Below are 20,836 nucleotides of genomic sequence, written 5' to 3'. Positions count from 1 at the left end.
AAGGCAAGACCGTGAGGTTCTGCCTTTAATGAGGTATGTTCAGGGGAATGATATATATCTGAATATTTTTAGAATGCTGATAGGCCGTTCTGTGCCAGAAACGGACATTTTGGTTAACTTAGGGCAAGGAAACTTGTTCAATGAATAACGTATAATTAATTGCAAATAAAATGGAATAATAGTACTCTAAAAATTTAAAGTCCGCAGTGAGTATGATTATCTATTTTTAATTGCAGCCCTTAATTCTGAATGAGTTAGATAAATTGGAATGGCAGATGAAAATTAACTTAATACCAATCTGGTTATGGATAAAACAATATCAACATCCTCTTAGAGTATTGGGGGGTGTTTTTTTTGGGGCCGCTTTGATAGCAGCTTTTTTTTGGATGTCAGGATTTGATATAGAACCTATCGCATTTGCTCTGGGAATGCTTAGTTCATTATTCTTAGCCAGCCCATCGGTAGCAGAATATTTTTTACCAGAACGTAAACCTGTCAGAGATATGACATATGAGGAAATCTTAGATTTCATTCCCAAAACTGAACCATCTCAAGATTGGCATGGGATTTCAAGGGAATGGGCCAGTGAACGGTTCCTTAAAGAAGACCCACGCCTTCGTATTCGAGCCAAATTCATTGATGAAGGAATTCAATGTGAAAATTTTATAGAAGATTGGGCTAACAATCATCCAGATCCCAGAGCAACTGGATATTGGTATGAGCTTTATTACGACGGGGCATTCTTAGACAGATTTTTATTGGTATCTGTTGATGGCGGTAGAGCTAATATCCCGCCACCAAATTTACTAACTAAAGAAATTAGCTTGTTCAATTATCATGTTGCGAAAATACATGACACCCTAGGCTCGTTAGATGAGTATATTAAACGATCTGGTTTAACTATTGAAAAAACATAATAAGTAACTATTCATTTTTATCCTGAGCGAGAGGATTAAAACCTCCGCTCTCCGACTCCTAATTACAAAGCATTAACATTCATGATGCTTAATTTCCAGATCAGAAATTGCAATTATTCTTATTTCTTTCAATGCTCTATCAATCGCTGATCTTATTCTTTGCCCATAATCATCAGGTTCTTCATAATCCAGTGGAGAAGGATCGAAGCCAATATTTTTAATTAACTCCTCTAATTTTATAGTTACATTAGCATTCAAAAGAATTGTTTTTGTTATTAATATTTCAGTTAACGATGTTATTGCAATGCTTAATTTTTGTTGTAATTCTTTGTTTTTACTTTGGACGTCTTTATCATTCATTGTGTTCTCAATATCAGCTTGAGCCTGCTGAATTTCTTGGTAAAATTGTTTTTCTTGCTCCTCATTAAAATATGGCTGGTGACTGCTTGCTATCCATCCTGGAATCATATGAAGTTCAATTATATGAAACTCATTGTCTGCCCATTTTTTAATTGCTAGTAATTGTGCATAGATGAATTCATACATATCATATTTTTTTTGCCAGATCTGTTGAGAGACCCATAACTCAGATGTTATTTTTTTCTCTATGTCTTTAATAGTAACTGTGTTTATAGATAATTGTTCCCGTAGTGTTTCATAGTTAGAATTGGTTGCAGAAATTTTAGCCCTTTCTGTAACGATTGAAACTAGAAAACTAATTGCCAGAGCTGCGATAACTACGGCGAGACTTAACCAGATAATTTCTGCTGTTGTGAAATTTGACGACTGTAATGCCTTAATAAGTTCAAGCAATTGCTTTTCTGTAAGCACTGGTTATTCCCCAAAATTAAAACTGTTATTTATGATTCAATAGGTTACACCAGACTTCGTGTTGTTCAAATAAAAAATAAAACACCACGGCATACCCTTCAAAATCATTTGGATAGATTCTTTATAGCGAGATTATGATCTGACAGCATGATATGGTTCGAAGATGGGGATTTTTTGGTTAAAAAAATGTAAATTTTAAGGTGTTCTATAACCGTCCGCTCCTCGCTGTGAGTTCAACGGGTCGATGCAACGCTATCCTTAATCAAGGGGGACGTTGCCATGAAACGAAGAACTCGGATTAACTACACGCCGGAGCAGAAAGCGATTATCTGGGACAGATATAAGCAAGGTGATTCCCTGCATGATATCGCCAGAATGTTCGATAGATATCATTCTTCTATTATGCCCACTATCCACCAGACAGGTGGATACCGTCCCCCGATCCGAAAGCGGCATCCGTTAGCTCTTTCACTTGATGAGTCGGGTCAACAGCAATATCGACAATTTCAAAGTTCAGAGCACCATCGCCGATGATGCGCCCCATCCCGACAATTAATCCAGCATACTCAATATGTACCCCGTAACAGCTTCCAGGAAGTGCACGTTTCGCGACATCCAGAGGACGAGGCGTTAAACCAGAAACGACGCGTAAGCGGCAGAAATCCTCTGCAGGTGGAACAGTGTTAGTGAAAACGTATTTCAAACGCATTTTCTGCTTCCAGGACAGGTGGTTGTTGGTGAAAATTAACATTACACCAACATTGCTGAAATATAAATAATGTATCGCACGCCTTTACTAATCATCTGACTGCGGTCAACTTCCGCTCCTCGCTCACAGCGGACCTTCAAACCAGCCATCTCGTCCTCTCTGTGCCGAAAGCTGAAGTAGCTAATAGCACTTATTGTTGATCAATGAAGAGCTGGTCAATTGAATAGGCTAATTTAATTGATAGCTAGCGTAACTATGAGGAGACACACTCATAGTGATGAGCGTGTTCCCATATAAATGATCAGATTATGATAACGCAGCTCGTTCATAAAGAGGCATAATCTCTTGATAAACCTGATTGTAAAGCTCTGATTTTAGCAGACTGTATTTTTCAGTCATAATAAGTGTTTTAAACTGATTCGTTTCTCTTTCAAATGAAACTGAGCCGATAATTAGCTGGCTATTAGTTGATAAACCATTAATACATAAATCGAATAACTTTTTTGTTGTGCGCGGATCTGGATCTTGTTGTTTAGGCGAGTCAATTACTACTGGAAGCATAGGACTTGTCGATTTATCTTCTATTGTTTTTAGAAGAGCATAGTGATAAGCCAATATTGACCTTGGAGCACGGCTGCCTGTTTCGCTCTTAGAAATCGGACCATATTGAAGAATAGTTCCAACTTTAGGATCTTTGATACCTAACTCAGTTTGCGCAAACTTCAGTGACTCTTTAAACTTATCATTGATTTCTTTTGCTCGCTTTTTATCTTCGAACTTTGCTATTTCTTTTGAAAGCTGAGTTCTAGCAACATCCAATTCGCCTATTTTTAGCAGTAATTCGTTAATTTGCTCATCGAAAGTTACCTCAACCTGCTTACTTGCTTGAGACTTAATAACGTCTTGAAGAGTCAGTTGCTCTTTGACTTCCAGAAGCATGTTTTTGAGTTCTGAGCTTAAGCTTATAGCCTGTTTCAAATCTTCTTTAATTTTAGAGAGTTGATCATCATATACAGATTTTTCCTCATACAACTTTGGTATGATTTGCAATAGCTTTTCTTTATTCTCAAGTACTACATATCTCGCTTCTAAGCCTGCCGATGGTAGCAAAGAATCTATATCATTTTCATCGAGCTGTCTTTTTGATTCCTCTATTTCTGTTACTAATTCATCTCGTAGAGATAATATTTTTATGAGCTTAATTCTGTATTCTGTTTCTTCTTGATGTAAGTCTTGGCACTTACGAAGGAAACGTTCCAGCAGCTCTTCATAATATTTTACATCCACATCGAAAAGTACTCTTCCAAATGACTCTTCGAATCGCTTTTTAGCTCTCTTTAGAGCTTTTAACGTCGTTCGGATTTCAACAAGATCGATATCAATTAAATTAATCTTTCCTTGTAAAGTATAGTACTCCTTTGGTTTTACACCAGTATGAAAATTCAAGATATTTTTTTGCCAGTCCTCATACATAGCCAAACTGCTAAATGAATCTAAAACCTTCCCCCAACCGTTATCTTGATCAATATAGTAAGGGAGATAAAGACTTGCTGGTTGTGCTTGTCCCTGAACCAAATTAGTTTTAGTCACAAGCTCCAAATTGAAATCAAAGACATCACGCACAGCTAATGCAATCTCTGCACGAGAGCTAGAGGTCACTAAGTGATGCTCTTGTCCTGCTGTTATATCGAAAATGGAAATACGTTTTTCGTGGCGAAGAAACGCATAGTCACGATTATTAACACAAATAACAACTTTTGAAACAAAGTTATCTTCTTTCCACTTTTTATCCAGTCGAACATCAGCACCTAATGTATGATATAAGCTCTTAATAAAGCTAGACTTACCTGTGTCGTTCTCACCTGTAATGATATTAATATCAGGTGAGAACTTGAAGGAGAATCCTTTCTTATCGCGAAGGGATAATATATGAGCACTTTTAAAGTATATGCTTTTCATTATTCACCTCCCTCTAAGAGCTTCTGGATTATTGAGTAAATAACTATGCATTCTTTCTTCCCTGACTTTAAAGTCAATGCATAATCTGGACAAAGTGCATCAATTTTGTACATGGTTTCAGTTAGATATAATTTCAAATCCGAGTGAGCACTCGCCTCATCGTAAAGGCTAATTGCATATTCTAGATATACAGTCGAAGGATTTTTTTTGTTTTGGTTAAGGTCGATGCAAACTTGTGAGAACATGGCTTGCAGGATAATGAGCTGAAGCGATGTTTTGCCAAGATCATTGAATAGGGGACTAGCTTTGTCCCAATCAGGCTTTAAACTATTACTTGCATTCAAGGAATCAAGCACACCATTCAATGCTTCTGATGAGAAACCCTTTCGTGAGATAAGTTCAGGAAAATTAATAATATCTGCGGATTTTACCTTGGATTTTTCTCGACACGCCTGTTCAAGCAAAGAAGCTAATGCATTAACACTCAGGCTAATGCTATCGCCAAACTTCTTGCTAAGGAAATCGCATAGTTTACCTTTTAGATGTGTAATGTGGTCATCTAGGCTTAATGAGGATTGAACGAAACGCATAACAGAAAGATCGATACTGGAGTCATCAAGCTTTACTTGATCTTTGATTGCTTTCTTAAAGCTCGTCTGATACTCCACTTTGACTTCATTTGCACCAAAACAAGACTTACCACCGTTTTCCTCACATAGATTGAAAGAAGCATTAGTAACAAAAAGGAGCTTGGGTGAATATTCGGCGAAATTCTTTTGATGAATAAATAACTTACCGATGATAGATATGGGGTTCTTCTTGGTGCTATTACTAAGAGTGGATGCAGTCCAGTGTTTCTCTCTTGTTTTTACTTGAGCAAATGTGAGTTGTGTTGGAGAAACTTCGTCATCAAGAATAAGAACATCATCATGATATTCGAAGATAAACACATAGTTCTTTTCATCTAGTTCATATTCCAGCATTTGAGATAAAGCCCAGCAAGTTTGATAGTCAAACCCACGTTGAGCAATCTCACCGCCTCTTTCAGACTGCGGAATACTAACTAATGTTTCAGCTAACCCCATATACTCCCTTATGTTTAGTTCAATGGACTCGCGTAACAACATCATTAATCCGATTGAATACAAATAGTAGCATTAGCACGAACTATTGGGTAACACATTCTGAAAGTTAAAAATATGTGAGTTGCAACATCGAAACAGGGAAGCTAAGTAAGCGACTTTGTCTCTAGCGAAGTCATAGCTCTATTCGTTCAGAGGAGGACCAAGAGTCTTTGAAGTACGTGCTGGCGGCGCTCGCCAAGCGTTTTGGAGGCGATGAACATGGTGAAGACTATGAGAAGGTGCGATCGGTTGCCTTCACACGTTTCTACGGCGAGGACGACGAAGATGGTCTTGTTAGTCTGCAGCGTTTCGCAGTTGGGTTAGTCCAGAGCTTGATGGCTGAGATTGTGACCTGCTCCTAGATGATTAATACGCCACTATGCTGGTAATGTCAGCAGATCGCTCATAAGGGACAACCATACTCAAATCTCCCACATTGCAGGAGATTTGAGTATGAACACGTCACCGTGGAACAAAGACCGTATCATAGGCCAAAAAAGGCCACTTCAGATATCTCATATCTGGGGTATCCGAATCCGACTTGAACTGGAAGGTAAAACGCGCGATTTAGCTCTGTTCAATATGGCACTGGACAGTAAGCTTCGAGGCTGTGATCTGGTCAAACTCAAAGTATCTGATGTTGCATATGGTAGCTCTGTTTCGAGCAGAGCAACGGTATTGCAACAGAAAACCGGTAGCCCTGTGCAATTTGAGATAACCAAAGGGACAAGAGAAGCTGTTGCTGCATTGATAAAGCTTGGCAATTTGCACAGTAAAGACTTCTTGTTTCGGTCTCGGATCGGAACTAACCAGCATATTTCAACCCGGCAATACAACCGAATCTTTCATGGGTGGGTAGCAAAGCTTGGTCTCGAAGAGACGCTTTACAGCACACATTCCATGAGAAGAACAAAACCTTACCTGATCTACAAGAAAACCAAGAATCTCCGGGTGATCCAACTTCTGTTGGGTCATAAGAAACTGGAAAGCACAGTCCGTTATCTGGGCATTGAAGTCGATGATGCGTTAGAGATTTCTGAATCGATTGAAGTCTAAGGTTATCAGGGCTGCAACAGCAGCCCTGTGCCAGAAGCGGACTTTTTAAAAATATTGCGTGCCCAACAATTGGGCGCAGGTCACATCAAGTACCCTCAGAATTATAGAGAATACCTGAAATTTTTGTAGAGCGAGGTTTGTTACCCTGCCCGACCAGCGACATGTGGTTAGTTTAGTGATCAGAAATGTCGAGCGTTTGGTCGTTCATTGACGCGGGATCTTCCAACGGTTCCACATGAGTGGTGATATGGATAAAAGGCAGTGCGGTGCGGATATCATTCTCTATACGCTCGGCCCAGTCGTGCCCATATTGAACAGTCCATCGCCCAGGAACTAGGATGTGCATTGTCATAAACGCCCGCCCGCCAGCCTGGCGTGTACGTAGTGCATGGAAATCAAGCCCCTGTTCACGATATCCTGCCAGCAGTGACTCGATTTTTTTGAGTTCTTCCGTGGGTAGCGATACGTCCATCAGACCTGCAGCTGAACGACTCATAAGCTGATAACCAGTCCAAACGATGTTGGCTGCGACCAGCAATGCAACGATCGGATCGACCCAAAACCAGCCGGTCAGATAAACCAGTCCGACACCAAAAATGACACCGACCGACGTCCAGACATCGGTCAGCAGGTGATGAGCATCTGCCTCAAGAGTGATAGAGTTGTGCTGCCTGCCAGCCCTTAACAAAATGCGAGCCGTCACAAAATTAAGGATTGATGCGACTGTTGAAACCAGTAATCCGAGACCAATCTCCTCAAGCGGCTGTGGAGTTAACATCCGCTCAACTGCGGTATAGGCGATACTGGCTGCCGCCAATAGGATCAGAAATCCTTCGAAAGCACTCGAGAAATATTCGGCTTTGCCGTGCCCATATGCATGGTTCTCATCGGCCGGAAGCGCAGCCAAGGTCAGCATCCAGAGCGCCATTAGGGCTCCTGCGAGGTTAACTACGGATTCGATGGCATCAGATAGCAGACCGACCGAACCGGTCATTTTCCACGCCACACCTTTGAGTCCGATAGTGGCAATAGCCGTGGCAATGGAAAGCCAAGCGTAGTGCGTCAGCGGACGAGGTAACCCTTTTGTTTTAGTCATTATTAACTTCCTAAAATAGGACGACTAACTCACATTTCTATCCATGATAGATAATTAAACAATCATTTCGCCATGAATATTTTTTCGTTTTTATTAAATTTAATTAAAAAGTCTCTGCAAGTGCTGTTTCATCTTCTAGTAAACTAAATTTTATTTTTAGGGTTTTCTTCAACTTGAAGTAATATTATCTCACAACAGATTAGTCACTTAGGTTAACTGAGCGGCTTTTATATTTTTCAATTAAAATATGCAAAACTCCCATTGCACCATGTGCATAAAAATAGACCTCAATGAAAGTAGTAAAGAACTTATGCCAGTGGATTACTGTTTCAGCCAGATTTGACTGCATGGTATTCAACAAGAACCATAGGCCACCTGAAAGTGCTACAATTAGCAATGCTAGAACTCCAAATCCTTGGATTGTACTGGCAATACCTCCCGAATGTGCATCGGGCAGTCGGAAACTAGTCAACGTTTTTATATCTTGCTTAATACCACTAAAGTCAAGCCCTACCCATGAAAAATAATAAGTAAAACCTCTTTGAGTAAGCATCCAACTTAACATAATAAAACCACAAATAATCAGTCCTAACCCTGAAATAATGTGCATCCAGGTTATAACTCCTTCAAGACTATGTTCACCAATTGCTTCGGTCTCTGTCAGATTAGAGTTAATAATTTGTGATAATATTAGAAATGCCACAATGATGTGAAGAATACGAAAAAAAGGAGCGTAATCATGGGGTAATAGATTCCAGAGTCGCAATTTCATTAATGAGTCCTTAGTAAATTTATCGATGATCTTAATCATACAAAAGAATTATTAGGATAACCTTAATTCTTAAAATTGCAGCAGGCATTAGTTCACCTCTGATATGGCCACTTGCGAAATGGGAATGGTAACTGTTATTACTATGTGTTTACTTGCTGTTCTTGTTACGCAGCCCCTTAAACACATTACTTTCAAATATGATTTCCTGCTGGGTTTAAATATGTGTCTTTCTATAGTGCGGCAACCTATTTTTACACCAACTCATGAATTAAATAAGAATCATAAATTAAATGAGAGGTTTAATTCTCTTGCTTAACGCGATGATATTAAATGGAAATTTTAATTTTTGTAATTTATTAAACAGTTAGAATGAGACATGGTAAATACGATCTTCCTTTAGATAATTCTGATAGCACTTTTTCTACTGGGCAGTCTGCAATGTCCGCTTCTCGCTCACAACGGACCTTCAGCTCAGTTAGTTCTAACCGCTTCGTGCTGTGAGTTCAACGGGTCTATGCAACCTGAATACGGGGCACTTGATGGTTATATCGCCCGGCAGGATGACGATATCGACTGGCCGCTGAAGCGCGATAATCCGACAGAAGATCATGGCTATGCAGCATTCATTTCGGAGAAAATTACTGGAGGTCGCTCTGATGGCTATTAACGGTAAGAGCTGGATTTTTCTGGGGCTCACTATTTCTCCTTTTGCTACGCCCGACCCTTTGGTGAAGTCAGTACTGAAAAATATTCACGAAACACTGGGTAATGCCGGATATTTCTTCATTGCTTTCCATGCGGCAGCGGCGTTGCTTCATCACTATGTCCAGAAGGACAACACACTATGTAGAATGCTTCCTGATCACAACAAGCCGATTTAATTTGTGTTTCTGCCGGGGGAGCGTCTTCCCGGCAGCAATATTGCTGCCCTCAACGCTTCGTTATATCCCCTGTAGCCCTGGTTCATGTCAGACAGAATGCCTGCAGCTCAGTACTGTATATTCTTTATCACATTGCTGACTTTCACCTGCACAAGGTAATTCAACCTAGATGAGTCTGAGGTTGCCACGGGATAGATGAAAACGCATGGCATGGCAGGAACAAGAATCAACGTTACTTTTTGTCCTGGTAAACCACTGTGATGTTGTCTGGTTTTCTTAACGTCGGGGCCGTAGCAGGGTCAATCAGGTACACAGGTACTATCACGGCATTTTTCCCACTAAACAGAATTGGCACCCAGCAATGAACACGTGGGTCTCCTGTCGTCTCCGGGATACCACTTGTACCGTATGACATAAGATCAACCACATTAATAAAAAGCGCCTTACCTATATCAAAGAAAAACTCGTTAAAAACCACATCTTTTGCCAGCAAAATTACAGCATCACCTGCTGCCAGTTTTATTGGGGATGAAGAGTGTCCAGAGGTTTCAACATCAGCAAAAATAATCCTTTCGGTATAGATAAAACAGGCATAGCGGGCATCCTGTTCTGATCTTTCCAGGAGCGACTGACAGAACTCTTTGATATGTCGATTTTCGACCCTGCCAACTGCATTATCCCGACGGAGGTGTCGCTTATGTTCGCGAACATGCACCTTGCCATTGACGCTGTCAAAGTCGTACCCTTTTCCAACCTGAAGCTTACTCTCCCAGATCTCCATACAATACTTTTCAGCAGCTACAACATTTCTTCGGCGAGGCAAATCCTGCTGGTAGACACCAGACAGTAGCCGGGCCTTAAGTTCGTCCGCAAGCTGATAATAGCGATTAATATCTTTCAGTACCGGAACGGTGGCATCCAGCAATGTGGAAATAACCTGCGATCGTGAGATCTTCTGTTTTTTGCTGTATTCATCCACAACACGCAGAGTCTCAGAATTGGTTACATTGAAAGTGATTCGTTCTGACATGCCAATCACCTATTAAGCATTTTAGAAAAAGTGCATAACAATTAACCTTAAACACCTTTATTATCAACAAGTTTATTCTATTGCTCTTTCTCTTTAGTTATCAATTCATAGTAACATGCTCTCACGTAAAAATACTGAATATGATGCTGTCAGGACAGCCTGGATACCAGGAGCGAACATTTGGGTTTTTAGTATAATTAAGGTCTTCATGTTTTAAGAACTTCCTCTTCATATCCCCTTCCCCAGTGATCCGCTTACCCCGTCTGTATATCTTCTGTCCCCACAGTACTGCTCAGTAAACAGAAATACTGTGACTTTCCTGCATAAAAATTACATATCACCACCTTCCTTTGTACACACACTACAGAGGATTAAATCATGGACTTTCCCTGGCCCTGGAATCGCAAATACACAATGAACTGGTTCCTGTTGTCGTTACTGAACCACCATCTTGATCAGCTACTGGAACGTTACTCCCGCCTTCAGCCCCTCAGACTCGATGTGTTCTATCAGAATGACACATGGCGTTATAACCATCACGGATGGTACGAGACAGAAAGGGAGGTACGCCAGTTAACAGAACATCTGATGTTAGAGAGCAACATCGTGGGCCACTTCTGGGTACTGGAGTGTACTTCCCGACACAAATGCCATGCCCATATCGTGATGTATCTTGATGGTCACCATAACCAGGCCACCTTTCCGGTGGCTGAACAGGCGGGGGCTGCCTGGCAGAAGATTACACAGGGTGAGGGGTACCACAATCGCTGTGATCCCAAGAAGTGCTACGAAGCCGATATCACCCGCCCCGTCAATTACGATGATGCTGCAGCCATCGACAACCTGCGCTACATCATCAGCTATCTCGCCAAGGAGAAATCAAAATACGGGCAGACTTACTACGGGGCCAACGAGGTACCACCCGCGAGTGGACTGGGCAGACCGCGAGGGCTTCGATAAAACGACGCACTTTTTTACGTCAGTTCCGGTTGTTATGCCGGAGAAGGGTACAGTGATTCATCACACGACTCCGGTACTTACTTAGCTACCGGAGAATCTCACCATGGCAATTAAACCTTCCCTGCTTGAAGATCAGTTCGTTGATATGACTTTCATCACCCGCCTGCTGGGGGTCAGTGATAAGTGGATTTACCGACTCATCAAAGATGGCATATTTCCAAAACCCATCAAACTGGGGCGAAGTTCACGATGGCTACAGAGTGAAGTGGAAGCCTGGCTACAGGCGAGAATCCACGAATCACGCAGCTAAATACCTCTCCTTACATATCACTTTCCTGACAGGCAAACTCTTTATCCTCTCATAGCGGAGGTTTGCGGCTGCCTGTCATTCAGTATCCAGGGATAATCCACCATGAAAGAGACAAAGACGCGATATAACAGTTTGCTGGTCAGCTATCAACGTTGGCTAAACGGGTTCACAAAACTGGCCATCATAAATGGCATGTGTCATCCCAATATTCAGGCCAGCCACCATCTGATGGTGGGCAGTCTGTACTTTCCCGGCGCAGGGCAGATGACTGCAGTGGTACCACAGTGCCTTTACCGACTGATTTACGGAAGTCAGCATCCAGAGCCAGTGTCGGTATTGACTGATATGCAAATCAGCCTTGAGACAAGGCAAAAAACTTTACTGCACCACCCAATGTTGGAAGGGATATTACTGAGTGAATGTATCCGCCTCAAACAACGCCCACTGGCAAATAGGCTGATTAGCCTGTTACACCAATTCAGTTCACCGGAGCATCGCCACAAACTGGTCTGGCTATGTTGGTACGATTTGATGATGGGTGCGACGCTGGAAGACTGGTTGGATAACCTGAAACGTAAGGCACCTGAAGATCTAGGCTTGTGGCTGGTTGGACGGCAGGAGGAAAACATATCCCTCACGCAAATGATGGATGAATATCTGCTATTTACCGGCCACTAATATCAGTTCCGATCTGTGCCTAACCGTTTTACTCCTGGGAAAAAGAGCAGAGCTACTCCCCACTTTTTCTCAATGATGCTCCCCCTTTATCCAAAATGTTCAGGGGCAAGGCCCATTCACTATTGGTATTTATTGGAAGATACGATATTATTCTATAATTCCGGAAATATAGAAATGAGATATAAATGGAGCTTTCGAAAGCAGCAGAAACCCTGAAAGAGCTGGGTCATCCTACGCGCCTAAGCGTATACAGAGAGCTGGTTAAAGCCGGGCATGAAGGGCTACCGGTTGGCGAACTGCAGAAGCGGCTCGAAATCCCAGCGTCTACGTTGAGCCATCATCTTTCCTCGTTGATATCAGTTTCTTTGGTACGCCAGGAACGTCAGGGCAGAACGCTTTTTTGCCACGCTCGATATGAAAACCTTGAGGCTCTGATTGCCTTCCTGACAGAAGAATGCTGCTCAGGGACTAACGACTGCCTCCCCCTGCCCCAGAAGACGGAGAAGTAAAATGACAGGTGATCTTAAGAATGTTGATTCGGGTTTGTTCGACACCTCAATCACAGAGGCAAGATTCGGTGTTCCTGCCGTTCCCCATCCTCCACGTATCCTCATGTTGTACGGCTCTGTGCGCGAACGTTCCTACAGCCGACTGGCAACGGAAGAAGCGGCAAGGTTACTGACCGCCATGGGCGCAGAAGTGCGGATCTTCAATCCTTCTGGCTTGCCTCTTCCTGATGATGCGCCTGACTCGCATCCTAAAGTCATGGAACTGCGCGAGCTGGTTCGTTGGTCCGAAGGGATGGTGTGGTGTTCCCCTGAACGCCATGGTGCGATGACCGGCATCATGAAAGCCCAGATTGATTGGATACCGTTATCAGAAGGCGCTGTTCGCCCTTCGCAGGGTAAGACTCTGGCCGTTATGCAGGTCTGCGGTGGCTCTCAGTCTTTCAATGCCGTAAACCAGATGCGCATTCTTGGCCGCTGGATGCGGATGATCACCATCCCGAATCAGTCCTCTGTGGCAAAAGCCTGGCAGGAATTTGATGAAGATGGACGAATGAAACCGTCGTCTTATTACGACCGGATCGTGGATGTGATGGAAGAACTGGTGAAATTTACTCTGCTGACCCGAGGTAACTCAGCCTATCTCGTTGATCGCTACAGCGAACGAAAAGAGTCTGCAGAAGAACTTTCACGGCGGGTTAATCAGAGCAAAATTTGAGGGCTGGTATGAGTGATGTAACGGCATTCAACAACTGCATGAGCGTGTTCTGGCGGCAACATGAAGCCGAACTCTCTCGCTTTCTGACATCTAAGACAGGTGATAGCGAAAAAGCAGCAGACCTTCTGCAAGAGCTATTCCTGCGTGCCCGCGCTCATTCAGACAGTTTCTGCGAAATGGAGAATCCGCGAGCCTGGCTGTATCGGGCGGCGAGGAATCTGCTGATTGATGAGTACCGCACCACCAGGGAATTCGTTGAGCTGGAAGATGATGCCCCATTCACTGATGCATCCCCTGATGCAATCTCAACGCTGGATATTTGCCTGCCTGAAACATTGCAGGCATTACCTGAAGATGAGCGGTGGTTGATTGAAGAATCCGACCTTAACCGGCGTCCCCAGCAGTCCCTGGCCGATGAACTGGGAATCACGCTTACGGCGTTTAAATCCCGACTACTTCGGGCCAGAAAACACCTGAAAGAGACGATGACAGAACTTTGTCAGATTGAGGCGGATGACACGTCTTCCGTCTGCTGCCACAAAAAAATGAATTAATCGCGCATCTTTTCCCCACCACCTTCGTTTACCTCAGTGTAAAGCCAAATGACTAAACACTGAGGTAAACAGTCCATGTCAAAAATTGAGATCTTTGAAGCAGCAGGCTGCTGTGCAACCAGCAGCGTTGTAGTCAGTGACGAAGCCGTCAAATGGAACGCCAGCGCCGAATGGGCGAAAAAGAATGACGTTGATATACAGCGCTACAGCCTTGCGAAGAACCCGCAGCAGTTCCTGAATTCGCCGGTCATTAAAGAGTTTCTGAACACATCAGGGATGGAGTCTCTCCCTGTCACCTTGCTCGACGGCAAACTCGTGATGGCAGGCAAACTCCCGACTCGTGAAGATATCGCCCGTTGGGCAGGTATTCCGCTTAGTCAGGACTGGAGTGAAGACAGCACGCAACCACGCTGCTGCAGCATTCCACGTATGCCTTAATTCCAGAGGAGCAATCACTGATGAATATGCCATTTTTAAAAGACATTCCCCCGTTCATCTTCTTCACTGGCAAAGGTGGCGTGGGTAAAACATCCCTGGCCTGTGCTACTGCGGTATGGCTGGCCGATCAGGGTAAGAGAACGCTTCTGGTGAGTACCGATCCGGCTTCCAATGTCGGCCAAGTCTTTAGCCAGACTATCGGCCACCGAATCACAGATATCAGTACCGTAGAAAATCTTGCCGCGATGGAAGTTGATCCGATGGCTGCAGCACAGGCATATCGTGACCGAGTACTCGACCCGGTTCGCGGGCTGATGCCAGCCGATGTGGTCAGCAGCATTGAAGAACAGCTCTCCGGTTCATGCACTACGGAAATCGCGGCATTTGATGAGTTTACTGGTCTTCTTACCAACCATGAGTTGCGGGAAAAGTATGACCATATCGTATTTGATACTGCGCCAACCGGTCATACCATCCGTATGCTTGAGTTGCCGGGGGCCTGGAGCGGTTATCTCGAAGCGAACCCTGATGCCGCCGCTAACCTCGGGCCGCTGGTGGGGCTGGAGAAACAACAGCACCAGTACTCAGACGCGGTTAAGGCGCTGTCTGATGCAGCTCTCACGCGCTTGGTTCTGGTTGCCCGAGCCCAAGCTTCAACACTGAAAGAAGTCTCTCATACGCACGATGAGCTTTCTGCTATCGGTTTGCAGCATCAACACCTTGCCATTAATGGCGTGCTGCCGCCGTTTGCGGGTGAAAATGATCCACTGGCGCAAAGTATTCTGGCTCGAGAAGAAAAAGCATTACAGGCAATGCCAGAGAACCTGGCGAACCTTCCCCGCTCGCAGCTGTATCTGAAGCCATTTAATCTGGTCGGTCTGGAAGCGCTGCGTCAGTTATTTACGGAGAACAAAGCCTCGCTGCCGCTCCCTGCTACCACGCTGAATACTTTGGATTTACCGAAACTTGCCTCACTGGTAGATGAACTCAGCCTGACAGGTAAAGGTCTGGTAATGGCAATGGGTAAAGGTGGCGTGGGCAAAACGACTGTTGCAGCTTCGATCGCGGTATCGCTGGCAAAACGCGGTCATAAAGTCCATCTGACGACGTCCGATCCGGCAGCACATCTGTCTTATACGCTGGATGGCTCGCTGCCAAACCTTCAGGTCAGCCGTATCGATCCGAAGGTGGAGACAGAGCGCTATCGCCGCTTTGTGCTGGAAAATCAGGGCAAAGGATTAGACGCTGAGGGACTAGCAGTGCTGGAGGAAGATCTCCGCTCGCCATGTACTGAAGAGATCGCCGTGTTTCAGGCATTCTCGCGGATCATCAAAGAGGCAGACGATCATTTTGTTATTATGGACACCGCGCCAACAGGTCACACACTTCTGCTACTGGATGCAACAGGAGCCTATCACCGGGAAATGGTGCGTCAGATGGGGCAAACACATGACCATGTGATGACGCCAATGATGCAATTGCAGGACCCGGAGAAGACAAAGGTTATTATCGTGACGCTTGCCGAAACGACACCGGTACTTGAAGCGGCGAACCTACAGCAGGATTTACGTCGCGCTGGCATCGAGCCATGGGCATGGGTTGTGAATAACAGCCTGGCGGCAGCTGAACCGTCTTCACCTTTCCTGAAGACCAGGGCGAACCGCGAGTTGCCTCTCATCTCTGATGTGGAAGAGCAGTATGCAAAGCGTATTGCATTAACTGCGTTACAGAGCGAAGAGCCGGTAGGTATTGACCTACTGAAAGAAATGGCTAAGTAACCATGAAGGGGGCAAATGCCCCCTTCATTTTTATTTCAGTCTTTTACCTGCATCATTAACGACTTTTTCACCATCTTCTTTGGTGAAAGCCCCTTTCTGAGATTCTGGCAGGATATCCAGAACGACTTCAGAAGGACGGCAAAGTTTAGTTCCCAGTGGCGTCACTACAATCGGACGGTTAATCAGGATCGGATGTTGCAACATAAAATCGATTAGCTGGTCGTCAGTAAATTTATCATCTGCAAGACCCAGTTCCTCATACGGTTCGACGTTCTTACGCAGCAAAGCCCGGACGGAAATGCCCATATCTGCAATGAGTTTGACCAGCTCATCGCGTGAAGGTGGGGTCTCAAGGTAAAGAATAACAGTCGGCTCATTACCGCTGTTGCGGATCATCTCCAGCGTGTTACGCGACGTGCCGCAGGCCGGGTTGTGATAAATAGTGATGTTGCTCATATCAGTATCTCATTACAAAGTGAAAGAGAGACGTAGCGCCAGCGCTGCCAGCGTTACAAACAGCACAGGCAGAGTCATGACGATCCCGGTGCGGAAATAGTATCCCCAGGTGATGGTCATATTCTTCTGTGAAAGGACATGCAGCCAGAGCAGCGTTGCCAGGCTACCAATAGGTGTAATTTTCGGGCCCAGATCGCAGCCAATCACGTTGGCGTAGATCATCGCTTCTTTGATAACGCCTGTTGCAGTGCTGCCATCAATAGAGAGAGCGCCAACCAGCACGGTAGGCATGTTGTTCATGATGGAAGACAGGAAAGCCGTCAGGAAGCCAGTACCAAGCGTCGCAACCCAGAGTCCTTTATCCGCCAGTACGTTCAGCACACCTGAAAGGTATTCGGTTAGCCCAGCGTTGCGCAGACCGTAGACCACCAGGTACATCCCCAATGAGAAGATGACAATCTGCCATGGCGCACCGCGAAGCACTTTGCCAGTGTTAATGGCATGGCCTCGTTTCGCCACCGCAAACAGAATGACAGCTCCTACAGCAGCAATCGCGCTGACCGGGATACCCACCGGCTCAAGGACAAAAAAGCCAACCAGAAGAAGGATCAACACTATCCATCCGGTTCTGAAGGTTGCCAGATCTTTAATAGCTTTTGCAGGTGCTTTCAGGAGAGCCAGGTCGTAAGTCGGCGGAATATCTTTGCGGAAGAACAGATGCAGCATCACCAGCGTGGCGATAATAGCGGCAATATCCACCGGCACCATTACCGACGCATACTCAGTGAAGCCCAGCCCAAAGAAGTCTGCAGAAACGATGTTAACCAGGTTGGACACGATAAGCGGCAGACTGGCCGTATCGGCAATAAACCCGGCGGCCATGACAAATGCCAGCGTAGTACCTTTACTGAAACCTAATGCAAGCAGCATGGCGATGACAATTGGAGTAAGAATCAATGCCGCACCATCGTTGGCAAACAATGCCGCCACCGCTGCACCTAGCAGGACGATATACGTAAAGAGCAAACGGCCACGACCGTTACCCCAGCGTGAAACATGCAATGCCGCCCATTCGAAAAAGCCGGATTCATCGAGCAGCAGGCTGATGATAATCACCGCAATAAAGGTCGCTGTCGCGTTCCAGACGATATTCCACACCACCGGAATATCGCTTACATGCACAACGCCAGATATCAAAGCCAGTCCTGCGCCTAGCATTGCACTCCAGCCGATCCCTAATCCCTTCGGTTGCCAGATAACCAAAACAATGGTCAGGACAAAAATAGCGCCTGCCAGTAACATACATCCTCCTGACAGGGCGGTTCTACCGCCCTGTAAAAACAAAAAATTAACTCGCCAACTCTCTGAGTTTTTCAATACCGGCTGGCTCAGAAGCCAGTACCGGAACGAGCGCTATACGGTTAGCGTGCTGATTCTTAACAGCCTCAATCTGAGGCTGTTCCTGCTGGGCGCGCTGGCAAAGCAACGGAGAACTCGTATCCGCAATGGAAAGGCTGTTATTGATAATCCAGCCCCACGGATGAATCCCCGCACGCTCAAGATCGGACTGCAGGTTTGCCGCTTCCAGTACCGGTGTGGTTTCAGGCAGAGTGACCAGCAGGACTTTGGTGCGTTCCGGGTCCTGAAGCTGCATCATTGGGGTAGTAAAATGACCTTTACTCCCCATTTTTTTGGCAATCTCTCGGTGGTAAGCCCCGGTCGCATCAAGCAGTAATAGCGTATGCCCGGTAGGTGCCGTATCCATGACCACAAACCGTTTGCCTGCTTCACGGATTACGCGTGAGAACGCCTGGAACACCGCAATCTCTTCCGTGCAAGGAGAACGTAAATCCTCTTCGAGCAGCCGTTTCCCTGCCTCATCCAGATCCCTGCCTTTCGTCTCAAGAACATGCTGACGATAGCGTTCAGTTTCATCGTGAGGGTTGATTCGGCTGACCTGCAGATTTTTGTGGCTGCCATTCAACGTTGTACTCAGGTGTGCAGCAGGATCTGAGGTAGTGAGATGCACATCAAAACCCTTATCTGCCAAACTGACGGCGATAGCCGCAGCCATTGTGGTTTTACCCACACCGCCTTTACCCATCAGCATAATCAGACCGTGTTCACTGCGAGCGATATCATCAACCAGGCCAGAGAGCGATAAGTTTTCAGGCGTGTACTGGATGTTCGTTACCGGGAGCGGTAATGCCTCAGAACCGGTATCCAGAAGTCCCTTCAATGCTGAAACACCAACCATATTGACTGGCTGTAGTAATAGGGTATCTGTCGGTAGCCCAGATAAACCGGCAGGAAGATTTGCCAGTGCCTCCTGCTCACGTTGCCATATCGCAGCGGCCAGGGCGTCATGTTCAGCTTCGGCTTTAGGCAGCACACCATTAATCACCAGGTATTGGTTTTTCAGGCCAATTGCGGCGAGTTCTTCATGGGTGCGGGCGACTTCCTGCAGCGTAGATTTTTGCAGTCGCGCAACCAGAACCAGGCGGGTACGTTCAGGATCGGATAACGCCTCTACCGCATGAGCATACTGCTCACGCTGCTTTTCCAGCCCGGCCATTGGGCCAAGACAGGAAGCACCATCCGGGTTACTTTCAATGAAGCTACTCCAGGCACCGGGAAGCTGGAGAAGGCGAATCGTGTGGCCCGTCGGCGCTGTATCAAAAATGATGTGATCGAAGCGGGTCAGCAGGGAAGCGTCTGTCAATAAGCCGGTGAACTCATCAAACGCCGCAATCTCAGTGGTACAGGCTCCTGAAAGCTGCTCGCTGATACTGTTAACAACGTCATCAGGCAAAAGACCTTTGATAGGATCAACGATTCTGGAGCGGTATTGTTTGGCGGCTTCCTGCGGGTCGATTTCCAGAGCGGAAAGTCCAGGAACTGCTGCCACAGGGCGAATGGTATTACCGATAGCCTGATCGAACACCTGACCGACATTGGAGGCTGGGTCAGTACTGACCAGCAAAACCCGCTTACCCTGTTCAGCAAGGCGGATAGCCGTCGCGCAGGAAATAGAAGTTTTTCCTACACCACCCTTGCCGGTAAAAAACAGGTAAGGCGGGATATTCTGTAAGAATTTCATATGTCCTCCTGACATATTCAGCAACAGGAAGTATTACCACCACAGCAGCTGGTGGGAGCTAACCCTACCTTCTCCAGCGGAATACCGAACCAGCGAGCCAGCTCAGCGCGTTTTGGGTATCGCCCTGCCATCACCGTTTCACCGTCCAATAGCAGTAACGGAAGACCTTCTGCTCCAGATGCTTCGAGGAATGCTTTCGCTTTCTCATTCTGAACAAAGCTCATGGGCTGCTGCGCCAGGTTGTAACGTTCAACCTGTACACCACGTCCTTTCAGCCACTGCACATCAGCAGAAAAATCAACCAGAACCTGATCGACATCTGAGCCACATACGCCGGTACTGCAGCACATTGCCGGGTCAAACACCGTTAACGTCTTCATTCTGAATACCTCACATTTGGAAAAACATATATGTTCAGGCAAATTTTTTAGATGCAAACAGCCTTACCGCTACCAGAGCAGTTTGCCGATGCCAGCTTACGGGCGATGGCCTGTACATCGTCCTGTTGGCTTAACCAGGCCTGCTCAATCACCTGAGCAGCCCAGAATGGAATATGCGGGGATAAGCGATAATGAACCCATTTCCCCTGCTTGCGATCCAGCAATAGACCGCTTTCCCGGAGCATTGCCAGATGGCGGGAGATCTTGGGCTGCGACTGATCCAGCGCTGTACAGAGATCGCACACGCACAGCTCTCCCATCTCTCTGAGCAGCAACACGATGCCCAAACGGGTTTCATCGGAGAGGTTTTTGAAGAGTTGTAATGCTGATAATTGTGGCATAAGCCCTCCTGCTATTATCTCGCAGTTTCTCTCTATAACAGTGCAATGTCAAAAAATATATTTGAATTTCCATATATGAAAGAAGCAAAGCTTCTCTCTACGTCTAGTATGGACAGCGAGATAATCTAGAGTAACCTCTTATACTAGGAAGCCCTGAAGACATCCACAGGGCACATTCTGTT

Annotated in this window: 23 protein-coding genes and 3 pseudogenes; 14 read left to right on the top strand and 12 right to left on the bottom strand. The window is 45.5% G+C overall.

Going from position 1 to position 20,836, the window contains the following annotated elements; translation table 11 throughout:
• The first annotated feature begins 275 nt into the window (after window positions 1-275).
• Window positions 276-917, top strand: coding sequence for a hypothetical protein (locus ACIOG0_RS04205; protein ID WP_044722962.1), 642 nt, complete (start codon window positions 276-278; stop codon window positions 915-917).
• A gap of 72 nt (window positions 918-989) precedes the next feature.
• Here ACIOG0_RS04205 and ACIOG0_RS04200 read toward each other — a convergent pair whose 3' ends face one another.
• The gene (locus ACIOG0_RS04200) at window positions 990-1,748 is read right to left on the bottom strand and encodes a hypothetical protein (RefSeq protein ID WP_404704932.1); all 759 of its coding nucleotides are present in this window, start codon (window positions 1,746-1,748) and stop codon (window positions 990-992) included.
• Window positions 1,749-2,027: 279 nt separating this feature from the next.
• Between ACIOG0_RS04200 and ACIOG0_RS04195 the strand changes: the two are divergent.
• Window positions 2,028-2,228: pseudogene (locus ACIOG0_RS04195) on the top strand (IS30 family transposase); the annotation flags it as partial.
• Here ACIOG0_RS04195 and ACIOG0_RS04190 read toward each other — a convergent pair.
• The 3 genes and pseudogenes from ACIOG0_RS04190 to ACIOG0_RS04180 form a co-directional block, all read right to left on the bottom strand.
• A pseudogene (locus tag ACIOG0_RS04190) lies at window positions 2,209-2,457 on the bottom strand (GNAT family N-acetyltransferase); the annotation flags it as partial. The pseudogenes ACIOG0_RS04195 and ACIOG0_RS04190 sit on opposite strands and share 20 nt — an antisense overlap.
• A 306-nt stretch (window positions 2,458-2,763) precedes the next feature.
• Window positions 2,764-4,416: a hypothetical protein gene (locus tag ACIOG0_RS04185; RefSeq protein WP_001575467.1), complete on the bottom strand. Its 1,653-nt coding sequence runs from the start codon at window positions 4,414-4,416 to the stop codon at window positions 2,764-2,766.
• Entirely contained in the window at window positions 4,416-5,501 is a 1,086-nt protein-coding gene (locus ACIOG0_RS04180; protein ID WP_000521770.1) for a DUF4297 domain-containing protein, read from the bottom strand. Before ACIOG0_RS04180 ends, ACIOG0_RS04185 begins: the two co-directional genes overlap by 1 nt.
• Window positions 5,502-5,719: 218 nt before the next feature.
• Here ACIOG0_RS04180 and ACIOG0_RS04175 point away from each other — a divergent pair, with 218 nt between their 5' ends.
• Together ACIOG0_RS04175 and ACIOG0_RS04170 are read left to right on the top strand one after the other, a co-directional pair.
• The gene (locus tag ACIOG0_RS04175; RefSeq protein WP_000878752.1) at window positions 5,720-5,902 is read left to right on the top strand and encodes a hypothetical protein; all 183 of its coding nucleotides are present in this window, start codon (window positions 5,720-5,722) and stop codon (window positions 5,900-5,902) included.
• 91 nt (window positions 5,903-5,993) lie between these two features.
• Window positions 5,994-6,596, top strand: a complete 603-nt coding sequence (locus tag ACIOG0_RS04170; RefSeq protein WP_016538085.1) for a site-specific integrase — start codon at window positions 5,994-5,996, stop codon at window positions 6,594-6,596.
• Between the two features lie 172 nt (window positions 6,597-6,768).
• On the opposite strand, the gene ACIOG0_RS04165 is transcribed toward ACIOG0_RS04170, so the two are convergent.
• Both ACIOG0_RS04165 and ACIOG0_RS04160 read right to left on the bottom strand, forming a co-directional pair.
• Window positions 6,769-7,692, bottom strand: coding sequence for a cation diffusion facilitator family transporter (locus tag ACIOG0_RS04165; protein ID WP_000167917.1), 924 nt, complete (start codon window positions 7,690-7,692; stop codon window positions 6,769-6,771).
• Window positions 7,693-7,891: 199 nt separating this feature from the next.
• Window positions 7,892-8,464: a cytochrome b/b6 domain-containing protein gene (locus ACIOG0_RS04160; protein WP_001515348.1), complete on the bottom strand. Its 573-nt coding sequence runs from the start codon at window positions 8,462-8,464 to the stop codon at window positions 7,892-7,894.
• Between the two features lie 514 nt (window positions 8,465-8,978).
• On the opposite strand from ACIOG0_RS04160, the gene ACIOG0_RS04155 reads away from it, so the two are divergent.
• Window positions 8,979-9,131, top strand: coding sequence for a hypothetical protein (locus ACIOG0_RS04155; RefSeq protein ID WP_156123960.1), 153 nt, complete (start codon window positions 8,979-8,981; stop codon window positions 9,129-9,131).
• Window positions 9,103-9,345 (top strand): annotated as a pseudogene (locus ACIOG0_RS04150) (cytochrome b/b6 domain-containing protein); the annotation flags it as partial. The gene ACIOG0_RS04155 and the pseudogene ACIOG0_RS04150, both read left to right, overlap by 29 nt.
• 232 nt (window positions 9,346-9,577) lie before the next feature.
• Here ACIOG0_RS04150 and ACIOG0_RS04145 read toward each other — a convergent pair.
• On the bottom strand, window positions 9,578-10,375 hold the full coding sequence (locus ACIOG0_RS04145) for a hypothetical protein (protein WP_000003883.1): 798 nt from the start codon (window positions 10,373-10,375) through the stop codon (window positions 9,578-9,580).
• Window positions 10,376-10,753: 378 nt separating this feature from the next.
• On the opposite strand from ACIOG0_RS04145, the gene ACIOG0_RS04140 reads away from it, so the two are divergent.
• The 8 genes from ACIOG0_RS04140 (at window position 10,754) to arsA (ACIOG0_RS04105) (ending at window position 16,317) form a co-directional block, all read left to right on the top strand.
• A complete protein-coding gene (locus ACIOG0_RS04140; protein ID WP_000347296.1) occupies window positions 10,754-11,335 on the top strand; it encodes an inovirus-type Gp2 protein in 582 nt (193 codons plus the stop codon).
• A 103-nt stretch (window positions 11,336-11,438) separates the two neighbouring features.
• A complete protein-coding gene (locus ACIOG0_RS04135; RefSeq protein ID WP_000985661.1) occupies window positions 11,439-11,645 on the top strand; it encodes an AlpA family transcriptional regulator in 207 nt (68 codons plus the stop codon).
• A gap of 102 nt (window positions 11,646-11,747) precedes the next feature.
• Window positions 11,748-12,323 carry a hypothetical protein gene (locus ACIOG0_RS04130; RefSeq protein WP_000665320.1) on the top strand — a complete coding sequence of 192 codons (576 nt, stop codon included), beginning with the start codon at window positions 11,748-11,750 and terminating at the stop codon, window positions 12,321-12,323.
• A gap of 185 nt (window positions 12,324-12,508) precedes the next feature.
• Window positions 12,509-12,832 (top strand): helix-turn-helix transcriptional regulator, encoded by a 324-nt coding sequence (locus ACIOG0_RS04125; protein WP_000423544.1) that lies wholly within the window; start codon window positions 12,509-12,511, stop codon window positions 12,830-12,832.
• A 1-nt stretch (window position 12,833) separates the two neighbouring features.
• The gene (gene arsH, locus ACIOG0_RS04120; RefSeq protein WP_000145398.1) at window positions 12,834-13,547 is read left to right on the top strand and encodes an arsenical resistance protein ArsH; all 714 of its coding nucleotides are present in this window, start codon (window positions 12,834-12,836) and stop codon (window positions 13,545-13,547) included.
• An 8-nt stretch (window positions 13,548-13,555) separates the two neighbouring features.
• Window positions 13,556-14,101, top strand: coding sequence for a sigma-70 family RNA polymerase sigma factor (locus tag ACIOG0_RS04115; RefSeq protein WP_001286343.1), 546 nt, complete (start codon window positions 13,556-13,558; stop codon window positions 14,099-14,101).
• 75 nt (window positions 14,102-14,176) lie between these two features.
• Window positions 14,177-14,539, top strand: a complete 363-nt coding sequence (locus ACIOG0_RS04110; protein ID WP_000034287.1) for an arsenic metallochaperone ArsD family protein — start codon at window positions 14,177-14,179, stop codon at window positions 14,537-14,539.
• Window positions 14,540-14,559: 20 nt separating this feature from the next.
• Window positions 14,560-16,317, top strand: a complete 1,758-nt coding sequence (gene arsA, locus ACIOG0_RS04105) for an arsenical pump-driving ATPase (protein WP_001057013.1) — start codon at window positions 14,560-14,562, stop codon at window positions 16,315-16,317.
• Between the two features lie 30 nt (window positions 16,318-16,347).
• Here the strand turns inward: arsA (ACIOG0_RS04105) and arsC are convergent, their stop codons facing one another.
• From arsC to arsR, 5 genes are read right to left on the bottom strand one after another with little or no spacing between them, the layout of a single operon-like run.
• The gene (gene arsC / locus ACIOG0_RS04100) at window positions 16,348-16,773 is read right to left on the bottom strand and encodes a glutaredoxin-dependent arsenate reductase (RefSeq protein ID WP_000065761.1); all 426 of its coding nucleotides are present in this window, start codon (window positions 16,771-16,773) and stop codon (window positions 16,348-16,350) included.
• 12 nt (window positions 16,774-16,785) lie between these two features.
• Window positions 16,786-18,075, bottom strand: coding sequence for an arsenite efflux transporter membrane subunit ArsB (gene arsB, locus ACIOG0_RS04095; protein WP_016538086.1), 1,290 nt, complete (start codon window positions 18,073-18,075; stop codon window positions 16,786-16,788).
• 46 nt (window positions 18,076-18,121) lie between these two features.
• Window positions 18,122-19,873: an arsenite efflux transporter ATPase subunit ArsA gene (arsA, locus tag ACIOG0_RS04090; RefSeq protein WP_016538087.1), complete on the bottom strand. Its 1,752-nt coding sequence runs from the start codon at window positions 19,871-19,873 to the stop codon at window positions 18,122-18,124.
• Window positions 19,874-19,890: 17 nt separating this feature from the next.
• Window positions 19,891-20,253, bottom strand: coding sequence for an arsenite efflux transporter metallochaperone ArsD (arsD, locus tag ACIOG0_RS04085; RefSeq protein WP_000855179.1), 363 nt, complete (start codon window positions 20,251-20,253; stop codon window positions 19,891-19,893).
• A 47-nt stretch (window positions 20,254-20,300) separates the two neighbouring features.
• Window positions 20,301-20,654 (bottom strand): As(III)-sensing metalloregulatory transcriptional repressor ArsR, encoded by a 354-nt coding sequence (gene arsR / locus ACIOG0_RS04080; RefSeq protein ID WP_001135895.1) that lies wholly within the window; start codon window positions 20,652-20,654, stop codon window positions 20,301-20,303.
• Between the last annotated feature and the right edge of the window lie 182 nt (window positions 20,655-20,836).

The organism is Yersinia vastinensis (assembly GCF_044905075.1).
Taxonomy (GTDB): Bacteria; Pseudomonadota; Gammaproteobacteria; order Enterobacterales; family Enterobacteriaceae; genus Yersinia; species Yersinia vastinensis.
This window is presented reverse-complemented; position numbering and strand designations above follow the sequence as displayed.

Excerpts from the sequence above, each read along its gene's own strand:
- ACIOG0_RS04205 (WP_044722962.1), top strand. The coding sequence starts at position 276 with ATGAAAATTAACTTAATACCAATCTGGTTATGGATAAAACAATATCAA.
- ACIOG0_RS04185 (WP_001575467.1), bottom strand. The coding sequence starts at position 4,416 with ATGAAAAGCATATACTTTAAAAGTGCTCATATATTATCCCTTCGCGAT.
- ACIOG0_RS04180 (WP_000521770.1), bottom strand. The coding sequence starts at position 5,501 with ATGGGGTTAGCTGAAACATTAGTTAGTATTCCGCAGTCTGAAAGAGGC.
- ACIOG0_RS04170 (WP_016538085.1), top strand. The coding sequence starts at position 5,994 with ATGAACACGTCACCGTGGAACAAAGACCGTATCATAGGCCAAAAAAGG.
- ACIOG0_RS04165 (WP_000167917.1), bottom strand. The coding sequence starts at position 7,692 with ATGACTAAAACAAAAGGGTTACCTCGTCCGCTGACGCACTACGCTTGG.
- ACIOG0_RS04160 (WP_001515348.1), bottom strand. The coding sequence starts at position 8,464 with ATGAAATTGCGACTCTGGAATCTATTACCCCATGATTACGCTCCTTTT.
- ACIOG0_RS04155 (WP_156123960.1), top strand. The coding sequence starts at position 8,979 with ATGCAACCTGAATACGGGGCACTTGATGGTTATATCGCCCGGCAGGAT.
- ACIOG0_RS04145 (WP_000003883.1), bottom strand. The coding sequence starts at position 10,375 with ATGTCAGAACGAATCACTTTCAATGTAACCAATTCTGAGACTCTGCGT.
- ACIOG0_RS04140 (WP_000347296.1), top strand. The coding sequence starts at position 10,754 with ATGGACTTTCCCTGGCCCTGGAATCGCAAATACACAATGAACTGGTTC.
- ACIOG0_RS04135 (WP_000985661.1), top strand. The coding sequence starts at position 11,439 with ATGGCAATTAAACCTTCCCTGCTTGAAGATCAGTTCGTTGATATGACT.
- ACIOG0_RS04130 (WP_000665320.1), top strand. The coding sequence starts at position 11,748 with ATGAAAGAGACAAAGACGCGATATAACAGTTTGCTGGTCAGCTATCAA.
- ACIOG0_RS04125 (WP_000423544.1), top strand. The coding sequence starts at position 12,509 with ATGGAGCTTTCGAAAGCAGCAGAAACCCTGAAAGAGCTGGGTCATCCT.
- arsH (WP_000145398.1), top strand. The coding sequence starts at position 12,834 with ATGACAGGTGATCTTAAGAATGTTGATTCGGGTTTGTTCGACACCTCA.
- ACIOG0_RS04115 (WP_001286343.1), top strand. The coding sequence starts at position 13,556 with ATGAGTGATGTAACGGCATTCAACAACTGCATGAGCGTGTTCTGGCGG.
- ACIOG0_RS04110 (WP_000034287.1), top strand. The coding sequence starts at position 14,177 with ATGTCAAAAATTGAGATCTTTGAAGCAGCAGGCTGCTGTGCAACCAGC.
- arsA (WP_001057013.1), top strand. The coding sequence starts at position 14,560 with ATGAATATGCCATTTTTAAAAGACATTCCCCCGTTCATCTTCTTCACT.
- arsC (WP_000065761.1), bottom strand. The coding sequence starts at position 16,773 with ATGAGCAACATCACTATTTATCACAACCCGGCCTGCGGCACGTCGCGT.
- arsB (WP_016538086.1), bottom strand. The coding sequence starts at position 18,075 with ATGTTACTGGCAGGCGCTATTTTTGTCCTGACCATTGTTTTGGTTATC.
- arsA (WP_016538087.1), bottom strand. The coding sequence starts at position 19,873 with ATGAAATTCTTACAGAATATCCCGCCTTACCTGTTTTTTACCGGCAAG.
- arsD (WP_000855179.1), bottom strand. The coding sequence starts at position 20,253 with ATGAAGACGTTAACGGTGTTTGACCCGGCAATGTGCTGCAGTACCGGC.
- arsR (WP_001135895.1), bottom strand. The coding sequence starts at position 20,654 with ATGCCACAATTATCAGCATTACAACTCTTCAAAAACCTCTCCGATGAA.